Consider the following 9,244-nt stretch of genomic DNA (forward strand, 5'->3'; position numbering starts at 1 on the left):
GGCCGGTTCTACCGCGTGCGTACTGGCCGATCGGCCGAGAACCTCGACGACCGACCGGGGTTCGCGGCGGTCAGGGAAGTCAGCGGGAGCGGCGGTTGGCGCAGGTGATGCACGTGGTGGTGGCGGGCAGCGCGTCCAGGCGTTCCGGTGCGATCGGGCCGCCGCAGCGCTCGCAGACTCCGTAGGTGCCCGCCGCCAGCCGGTCCGCCGCCGTGTCCAGTGCCCGCAGCTCGGTGCGGGCCTGATCGAGCAGGCCCGCGACCTGCGCACGCTCGTAGGCGATGGTCACGCCCTCCGGGTCGTGCTCGTCGTCGTTGGCCGTGTGGGTCGACGACTCGATGATGCCGTCGAGCTGGCGGCTCAGCGTCTCGATCAGGTGCAGCGTCTCCGTCCGCCTCTCGGCCAGCCGGACGGGTGGGTCGGTCATGCTTCCATTGGACCATGACGACCCGTCGCGTCGCGGTCGTGCAGGCCGCGCCCCGCCTGTTCGACCCACCGGAGACGCTCCGCCGCTTCGAGGCACTGCTCGCCAGGACCGACGCCGAGCTCGTGGTCCTTCCCGAGGCGTTCATCGGTGGTTACCCCAAGGGCACGACCTTCGGCGCCACCGTCGGCGGGCGCACCGACGAAGGGCGAGCGCTCTTCGCCCGGTACCGGCGTGCCGCGGTCGACGACTTCGACCCCATCCGCCGGGCGGTCGCCGCGCGGAACACGCACGTCGTCGTCGGGGTGATCGAGCGGGCCGGGCACACGCTCTACTGCGCCGCCCTCCTCATCGCCCCGGACGGCACCCTGCTCGGCCACCACCGCAAGCTCCTCCCCACCGGCACCGAACGACTCATCTGGGGCCGGGGCGACGCCTCCGACGTCGCCGTGATCGACACCGACCTCGGCCGGGTCGGCATGGCGATCTGCTGGGAGAACTACATGCCCCTCTACCGCGCCGAGCTGTACCGCCAGGGCGTCGAGCTGTACTGCGCGCCCACCGTCGACTGCCGCGACACCTGGGCGCCGACCATGCGCCACATCGCCGTGGAAGGGCGTTGCTTCGTGCTCTCGGCCACGCAGTTCGCCGTGCGGGCCGACTACCCCGACGACTTCCCGACCGACGGCCTCCCGACCGAGGACCCGGTCGTCATCCGGGGCGGCAGCTGCGTCGTCGACCCCTTCGGCACCCTGCTGGCGGGTCCGGTGTTCGACCGGGAGGACGTGCTGGAGGCCGACGTCGACCTCGGCCTGCTCGACGGCGCCTACCTGGACCTCGACGTCTCCGGTCACTACGCCCGACCGGACCTCTTCCAGCTGACCACGGCCCAGGCGGCGCCCCGTGTCTGACCGCGTCGAGGAGGCACTCCGGCGAGCCGCCGAGTCCACCGCGTTCATCACCGTCACCCCGGACCTCGCGCACGGCGAGGGACCCCTGGTCGCCTGGAAGGACCTCTTCGACGTCGCGGGCACCCGCAGCACCAACGGCTCCGCGTCCCGCCGGAACGCGCCGGTGGCCACAGAGGACGCGCCCATCGTGCGGAACCTCGCGAAGCACACGGTGTGCGTGGGCAAGACGAACCAGAGCGAGTTCGCCTTCTCCGGGCTCGGGCTGAACCCGCACTTCGGCAACCCGGTCAACCCGCTGGCCCCCGACCGGATCCCGGGCGGTTCCTCCTCGGGCTCCGCCGTCGCGGTCGCGGCCGGGATCGTCGACCTCGCGGTCGGCACGGACACCTCGGGTTCGGTGCGGGTGCCGGCCGCCTTCTGCGGCCTCGTCGGGTTCAAGGCCAGCATCGACCGCTACGACCGCACCGGCATGCTGCCCCTCGCCCCGAGCCTGGACACGATCGGCGTGTTGACCCACGACGTCGCGGCCGCGGTCCAGGCCGACGCGTGGCTGCGGGGCACCCGGCCCGCGCTGCCCACGCTGCCCACGACACGGGCCCGGTTCGTGGTCCCGACCGGCGAGGTCCTCGACGACTGCGACCCGGACGTCCGCGAGGCCTTCGAGAACACACTGTCCGCACTGGACCGGCCCGTCGAGCGCCGGCCACTGCCGGCACTGGTCGAGGCGCAGTACCTGATGGACAGCCACGGCTCGCTGGCCGTCGCCGAGGCCTACCGGCAGCACGGTCACTTCCTGACCGAGCCCAACGACGTGGACCCGTTGGTGCTGCGCAGGTTGGCCGACTTCAACGGCGCGGGCGAGCCGGTGGTGAGGCAGGCACGGGCCAGGCTGACGGCGCGGCTGGTCGAGGAGCTGGCCGGCGCGGTACTGCTGTGCCCGACCGTCCGCGACCCGGCGCCACCGGTGGCCCCGCTGCTCGCGGACCTGGACGTGATGGCGGCGGCGAACCGCCGGGCACTGCGCACGACGACGTTGTTGAGCTACTTCGGACTGCCGGGCGTGGCCCTGCCCCACGGCACCCTGCCGGACGGCCTGCGCGGCAGCATCCTCCTCTCGTCCCCGCCCGGCGACGACGACCGGCTGCTGGCGGTGGCCGCCGAGATCTGGCCACTGCTCACGTGAGCCGGGCGTGCCGGCGCCTGCGCAGCAGGAAACCGACCGCCAGCGCCACGACCGCCAGCGCGACCGGGATCGCCACCAGGGTCGCCGTCGGAAGGCCCGCCGGGGCCGGCGGGGTGGTCCCACCCACCGGCGGCAGGTCGGCCGCCTTGACGGACACCGTCTTCGTCGCCGCGGACGGATGGGTCGCCGCGACCGTCACCGTCCACTCGCCGACCGGGAGCGGTGTCTCGCTCACGTAGAAGCCCCGGCCCTCGTTGGACGCGGTCATCGGGAACGGGCCGACGGTCCTGCCGGCGGCCGACACGGCCGTGTACGCCATGTCCACCTGGACGTTGACGTAGTGGCCGTCGCGTGTGTACACGACGGTGGCGGTGATGCCACGGCCGCCGTCGCCGTGGGCCTCGATCGCTATCGGGCCACCGTGGGCCCAGGCCGGGGTGGTGCCGAGCAGGACGGTGCAGACCAGCGCCGCGACGACAACCAGTGCTCTGCGGATCATCTCGCGCTTCCTTCACGGAGAAGTGGGGGTGCCCCGCACGGGACGGGGCACCCCCGGGACAAGATCAGGACAGCCGGGCGATCACATCGTCGGTGTCCCTGGCGAGCGTGTCCCGCACCTCCGCGTTCCTGACCGTCGTGGGGTCGGTCGCGAGGGTCCGGAACTCACGCAGCAACCTGACGGCCTTGGTGTCGTTGCCGTTCGCCTCGGCCTTGCGGGCCTTGGTGAGCGAGTCCTGCAGCGACTTCTGCGTGGCCTGGTTGATCCAGCCGACCGCCTTGAAGCGGTCGATCAGGTTCGCTATGTCCCTCGTGGACGTGGCGACGCCGAACGTGACCGTCTGGTCGGTCCGGTTGCCCGCGTTGTCCACGGCGGTGACCTTCAGCGAATGCGTGCCGAGCGAGGTGGTGTACAGCGGCAGCAGCGTGCCCGAGGTGAACGAGGCGCCGTCGAGCGACCCGGTCAGTGTCCGCACCCCGGACGTCGAGTCCACCGCCTGCCAGCTGATCCGCAGGTCCTGGCTGTCGCCGTAGACCTGCCGGTCGGCGATGCCCGAGATCAGGACCGTCGGGGCACTGCCGTCGATCCCCAGCGTCGCCGCCTTCTCGGTCTCGGTGTTGCCGGCCTTGTCCGTCGACCGGTAGGACACCGTGTGCTCACCGTCGCCGGTCACGTCGACCGGTTGGGTGTACGGGGTCCACGGGCCGCCGTCGAGCGAGTACTCGGTGCCGGCCACGCCGGACGTCGCGTCCGTCGCGGCCAGGGTCACCGGGACCGCGCCCGCGTGCCACCCGTCGTCGTTGCCGGGGGCGAACTGCGCGGTGGTGAGCGGTGCCGTGGCGTCGATCGAGATCGCCAGCGACTTCGCCTCCTCCACGTTGCCCGCCTTGTCGGCCGACCGGTACCGGACCTGGTGTGCCTTGTCCCCGCTCACCGTGAACGGCGCGGTGTACGGGGTCCAGGCCCCACCGTCCACCGTGTACTCCGTGTGGTCGAGCCCACTCTCGGAGTCGGTGGCGGACAGGGTCACCGAGACCGGGGCCGTGTACCAGCCGCTCGCACCCGGGGTCGCCGGGTCCGTGCTCGCGGTGGTCACCGGCGCCGTCTCGTCCGGCTGTGTGGCCCAGGACGCGTGGAAGTAGTCGAACTTCACGGTCACCAGCTGGGTCGCGTTGGTCCCGAAGGCGAACAGCCCGACCTTCCCGCTCGACACCGCCGCGTTGGTGACGGCCTGACCCAGGTCCGTCCAGGTGGCGCCGTCCGCGGAGTAGAACCCGCGGTAGGTGTCACCGGACCTGGTGAGCCGGAGGTACCACACACCCTGCGTCAGGTTGTTGGCCGACGGCTGCGGGTCCTGGACGGCGTCGCCGACTTCGCTGCGCAGCTCGATCCGCCGGGCGGTCGCGCTGTCCGCGACGAGGTCCAGCTTCACGTAGTTCGCGTCGTCGGTGTACACGATCAGGCCACCCTGCTGGTAGGCCTGGTTGAGCGCGGAGCCGTCCACCTTGGTCTCCACCGTCCAGTCCCCGGCGGGCGGGGTCTGCAGGGTGAAGTTCTTCGGCCCGCTGTTGTCGGTCCCGTAGATGTCACCGGGTGTGGTGTCGATCTCCAGGTTGCCGCCGGTCACCCGGGTCCTGGTGGCGTCCGGCCGAACGACCGTCGTCCACCGGCAACCGTCCACGGCCGACCCGTCGAACTCGTCGTTCGGCGTCGGGGCCGCCGCGGTGTCGTCCGGCACCAGCTGGAACCAGTCGAACGCCGCGTCGACCACCGGGCGGGAACCCGTGCCGGTCAGCGAGAACAGGCCGATGCGCGGATTGTCGATGCCCGCCAGCAGCTTGTCCGTCTGCGGCATGGTCGTCCACGACAACCCGTCCGCCGAGTAGGACGCGGTCAGGCGGGTGCCGTCACTCGACAGCCGGACGTACACCGTGTCCGGGTACGCCGCGCCGAGGTTCGCCGTGTTCGAGTCGGCGACCTCGTTCGGCTGGCCGTTCTCCTCGCGGATGAACTGGAAGACGCGGTCGGCGGCGGATGCCGTGCCGCGGCCCTCCAGCACCATCTTGGCGTAGTTGTCGTCGTCGCCGTAGAGGATCAGGCCCGCCTGCTGGTAGGCGTCCCGTGCCGTCAGCGACACCTTAGTCGTGGCCTGCCACGCCCCGTTCGGCGTGGGCTGGAGCACGAGGTTCGGTGTCGGCCGCGAGTTGTCCGTGCCGTAGATGTCGGTGTTGGACGTCGGGAGGTGCAGGGCGCCGTCGCGGACGACGAGGTCCTGGTTCTGCCGGACCACCTGCCACCGGCCCGAGTCGAGCGACGCGCCGAGGAAGTCGTCCGACCTGCCCGTGAGGCACGTGACGCTCGGGCTGTCGACCACGACGTCGACGTGCTCGGTGGTCGCCGCACCGCGTGCGTCGGTCACCGTCACCGCCGCCTCGTAGCTGCCCGGGGTGGTGTAGGTGTACGACGCGTCCGGTGTGGACGGTGTCGGCGCGCCCGGCACGCCGAAGTTCCACTGGTACGTCAGGGGGTTGTCGCCCTCGGCGTCCGTGGCCTCGGCGTGGAAGCCCACCGTCAGCGGGGCGGTGCCGCGGTCCGGCGTGCCGGTCGCGGTGACCGCCGGGCGCTGGTTGTCGGTGACACCCTTGCCGTTGAAGTCGACCCAGTTGACGTTGAACAGGCCGCCGGTGTTCGTGCTGCCCGCCGGCCTGCGTGCCACGAAGTACAGTGGTGTGCTGTTCGTCGGCGGGTCGGCCAGCCGCAGCGTGACGTCGGTGTAGGTCTGCCAGTCACCCGTGACCGGCACCGCGACCGTGCCGACCAGCGTGCCGTCCGTGGCGCCGGAGTGCACCTCGATGACCCCGCCACCGCCGTTGGACGCGACCCGGAAGCCGATCGAGTCGATGTCGGACAGGTTCGCGGGGTCGAACGACCACCAGTCGCCGTCCTCGATGAACCCGATGTCCTTGAACCCGCCCGCGGTGTCGGACGCGGTCTCCACCTGGACGCCGGGGTCACCGGTGCCCGCGCCGTCGGCCACCCGGCCGGTGGCGGTGAAGAACTCGGCCTGCTTGTGCTTGGGCTGCAGGATCGCCTGCGCCCGCCCGGTCAGCGGGGCCGCGCCGCCTGCGCCGCCCTTGTCCGTGTAGCTGGCCTCGAACACCGAGAACACGTTGTCGCCCTCGCTGTGCCCGGACGACAGTGTGGTCTGCACGGTCCCATCGCAACCGGTGTACTGGTCGAGCGGGTGGCCGTGCGTGTCGTGGCCGAGGATCGACTGCAGGCGCACGTCGTCGCAGTTGATCGTGCCGTCCTCGGGGTCGGTGACGGTGATCGAGAACCGCACCTGGTCGCCCCAGTCGAAGAACCCGCCGTCGGGCGGGATGTTCAGCGTGACCGTCGGCGTCGTGTTGCCCACGGTGATCGGGACGTTCGCCGTCGCCGTCCGCCCGTCCGCGTCGGTCACCGTCAGCGTCGCGCTGAAGTTCCCGTTGGCGGTGTAGGTGAACGTCGGGTGCGTCTCCGTCGAGTCGGTCGTGCCGTCGCTGGTGAAGTCCCAGGCGTAGGTGACCGGCGTGCCGTCCGGGTCGAGCGAGCCGTCGGACGAGAAGTTGACCGTCAGCGGAGCGGGGCCGGAGGTCTTGTCCGCCTTGGCCCGCGCGACCGGTGCCCGGTTGCCCTGCACGTAGTCGATGCGGTAGACGCCGGAGTCGGTGTTGTCGCCACCGAAGCCGGAGCCCCACTCGATCAGGTACAGCGCGCCGTCCGGACCGAACTTCATGTCCATCGGCTTCAGGAAGCTGAACGTCGGCAGGATCCGGTTGATGTCGACCAGCTGGCTGCCGTCCTCGTTCAGCTGGAACGAGTACAGGTTGTTCTGGTTCCACTCACCGAAAATCGCCTTGCCGTCCCAGTACGCCGGCCACTTGCGGTCCGAGGCCAGCTGCGGGTCGTACCGGTAGACCGGGCCAGCCATCGGCGCGCCGCCGCCACCGATCTCGGGGAACAGCGGGTTGGCCGTGTAGTGGTAGTCGACCGTGGCCGGGATCGCCGGCGGCAGTTCGGTGAGACCGGTGTTGTTGGGGGAGTTGTTCACCGGGTGCGCGCAGTCGAACTTCGCGCCCGACGTCGCGGTGGCGAAGTCGTAGTCGTTGTAGGGGGCGTTCTGCCCGACGCAGTACGGCCAGCCGTAGAAGCCCGGCTGGTTGAGGATGTCCCACTCGACCGTGTTCTCCGGACCCCGGTTGGGGTTCGGGTTGCCCGCGTCCGGCCCGTAGTTGGCGACCATCAGCTTGTGCGTCCTCGGGTCGATGCCGATGCGGAACGGGTTGCGGAAGCCCATCGCGTAGATCTCGGGGCGGGTCTTCGCGGTGCCCGGCGCGAACAGGTTGCCCGCCGGGACGGTGTAGGTCCCGTCGTCCTCCGGGTGGATCCGGAGCACCTTGCCGCGCAGGTCGTTGGTGTTGGCCGCGGACTTCTGCGCGTCCCAGTCGGACCGGCCCGAGCGCTCGTCGATCGGCGTGTAGCCGTCGGAGTCGAACGGGTTGGTGTTGTCGCCGTTGGCCAGCCAGAGGTCCCCGGTCTCCTTGTCGAAGACCATGCCACCGCCGTGGTGGCAGCACTGCGACCGCTGGACCGGGACCTTCAGCACGACCTTCTCACTCGCCAGGTCCAGCGTGGAGTCCGGCCGCACGGTGAACCGCGACAGCTGGTCGACCGCCTCCGTCCCGCTCGGCGAGTAGTAGAGGTAGATCCAGCCGTTCGAGGCGAAGTCGGGGTCGAGTGCCATCCCGAGCAGGCCGCTCTCGTTGGCGTTGAAGACGTTCAGGTGCGCCGAGGTCGCGACGGAACCGTTGGTCTGTACGACCTTCACGTCACCGAGCCGGTCGATGTAGAACACCCGGCCGTCGGCCGCGACGTCCAGCATCATCGGGTTCGACGTGTTGTCGTCGAGCGTGATCTTCTCGAAGCTGGCGTCCTGCGACGCGGAGCAGTCCGCGGGGACCGCGCCCGCCGCGGTCTGGATGCCGCCGAGCAGCAGGTTCAGGAAGTTGGGCTCGGTGTAGCTCTCCTTGGTGTGGCCGAGGCCGGTGTACCAGGAGCGGCCACCGTCGTAGTCCTGGCACCAGGTGATCGGGTGGTCGAAGCCCATCGTGCCGCCGGTGTAGGACTTCTCGTCCAGCGACGTCAGGACGTGCACCTTGCCGCGCGGGTCGGTCTGGTAGTCGTACCACTCGTCCTGCCGGGACAAGGTGGTCGGCAGGCCCTTGGTGGACGGGTGGGCCGGGTCCTCGACCTTCACCGTCGCCTGCTGGATCGCCGGGTGCTGCTTGAAGTACGCGCCAACCAGGCCGCCGTACCACTCCCAGTCGTAGCCGGCGTCCGCGGCGGCGTGGACGCCCGCGAAGCCGCCGCCGTGCTCGATGTAGCGCTGGAACGCGTCCTTCTCCTCCTGGGTGCCCAGCGGGTCGCCGGTGGTGGACAGGAAGACGACCACGTTGTACTGCGCCAGGTTGGCGTCGGTGAACACCGACGAGTCCTCTGTGACGTCGACCGCGAAGTCGTGCTCCTGGCCGAGCTTCTGGATCGCGGCGATGCCGTCGGGAATGGAGTCGTGGCGGAAGCCGGTCGTCTTGGAGAAGACCAGCGCCTTGAAGGACGGGTCGGCCTCCCGCGCCGCGGCCGCGCCGGCCGTGGACACCATGCCTGCGGTGACCGCGGCGGCGACGGTCGCCACCGCCAGCGGTCTGCCTAGTCGAGCGACTCGGCGTAACCGCGACTTCACAGCCGCGGACGCCCTGCTCGTCAGGGACATCTACTAACCTCCAAAGGGGTGCCCGGAAGACTCGGGCGGGGTGTGACTGGCGTTGCTTCCCTCGAACAGGTGGGGTGTTGCGGCACTCCTTTCGTCCCGGTTGGTGCACCTGCCGTGGTGCGGGGCGCTGCCACGCCGCCGCACCACGGCCCGTCCTAGGTGGGTGGGACCAGGGTCGGGTCGTCCAGCACCGCTTCCAGCGCGACGTGCGCGCCGCCCCGCGCGGCGGCGGTGAAGCCGAGCGTGGAGAGGACGACCTGGCAGGCGTCGGGCGCCATCACCCGGGCGCGTAGCTGCGCGAGCATGGGTTCGAGCAGGAACCCGCCGAGGCTCGCGAAGTACCCGCCGAGCACCAGCACGCGTGGGTTGAACACGTTGACCAGGATGGACGCGCCCAGCCCCAGCGCCTCGCCGA

Annotated in this window: 5 protein-coding genes and 1 pseudogene; 2 read left to right on the forward strand and 4 right to left on the reverse strand. The window is 70.8% G+C overall.

The window, feature by feature from the left end; genetic code table 11:
* Positions 1-79 precede the first annotated feature (79 nt).
* The gene (locus VET29_RS11315; RefSeq protein WP_324918860.1) at positions 80-427 is read right to left on the reverse strand and encodes a TraR/DksA family transcriptional regulator; all 348 of its coding nucleotides are present in this window, start codon (positions 425-427) and stop codon (positions 80-82) included.
* A 14-nt stretch (positions 428-441) separates the two neighbouring features.
* On the opposite strand from VET29_RS11315, the gene VET29_RS11320 reads away from it, so the two are divergent.
* The gene (locus VET29_RS11320) at positions 442-1,335 is read left to right on the forward strand and encodes a carbon-nitrogen hydrolase family protein (RefSeq protein WP_324918863.1); all 894 of its coding nucleotides are present in this window, start codon (positions 442-444) and stop codon (positions 1,333-1,335) included.
* Positions 1,328-2,518 (forward strand): amidase family protein, encoded by a 1,191-nt coding sequence (locus VET29_RS11325; RefSeq protein ID WP_324918866.1) that lies wholly within the window; start codon positions 1,328-1,330, stop codon positions 2,516-2,518. The genes VET29_RS11320 and VET29_RS11325 overlap by 8 nt, the downstream gene beginning before the upstream one ends.
* On the opposite strand, the gene VET29_RS11330 is transcribed toward VET29_RS11325, so the two are convergent.
* The 3 genes and pseudogenes from VET29_RS11330 to VET29_RS11340 form a co-directional block, all read right to left on the reverse strand.
* Entirely contained in the window at positions 2,511-3,017 is a 507-nt protein-coding gene (locus tag VET29_RS11330) for a hypothetical protein (protein ID WP_324918869.1), read from the reverse strand. The genes VET29_RS11325 and VET29_RS11330 overlap by 8 nt on opposite strands.
* A 64-nt stretch (positions 3,018-3,081) precedes the next feature.
* Entirely contained in the window at positions 3,082-8,751 is a 5,670-nt protein-coding gene (locus VET29_RS11335; RefSeq protein ID WP_324918872.1) for a ThuA domain-containing protein, read from the reverse strand.
* Between the two features lie 233 nt (positions 8,752-8,984).
* Positions 8,985-9,244 (reverse strand): annotated as a pseudogene (locus VET29_RS11340) (hypothetical protein); the annotation flags it as partial.

The sequence above is a fragment of the Actinophytocola sp. genome, assembly GCF_035634895.1.
Lineage (GTDB): Bacteria > Actinomycetota > Actinomycetes > Mycobacteriales > Pseudonocardiaceae > Actinophytocola.

What these genes read in the sequence shown, in the direction of transcription:
- VET29_RS11315 (WP_324918860.1), bottom strand. Translation starts at nt 427, where the DNA reads ATGACCGACCCACCCGTCCGGCTGGCCGAGAGGCGGACGGAGACGCTG.
- VET29_RS11320 (WP_324918863.1), top strand. Translation starts at nt 442, where the DNA reads ATGACGACCCGTCGCGTCGCGGTCGTGCAGGCCGCGCCCCGCCTGTTC.
- VET29_RS11330 (WP_324918869.1), bottom strand. Translation starts at nt 3,017, where the DNA reads ATGATCCGCAGAGCACTGGTTGTCGTCGCGGCGCTGGTCTGCACCGTC.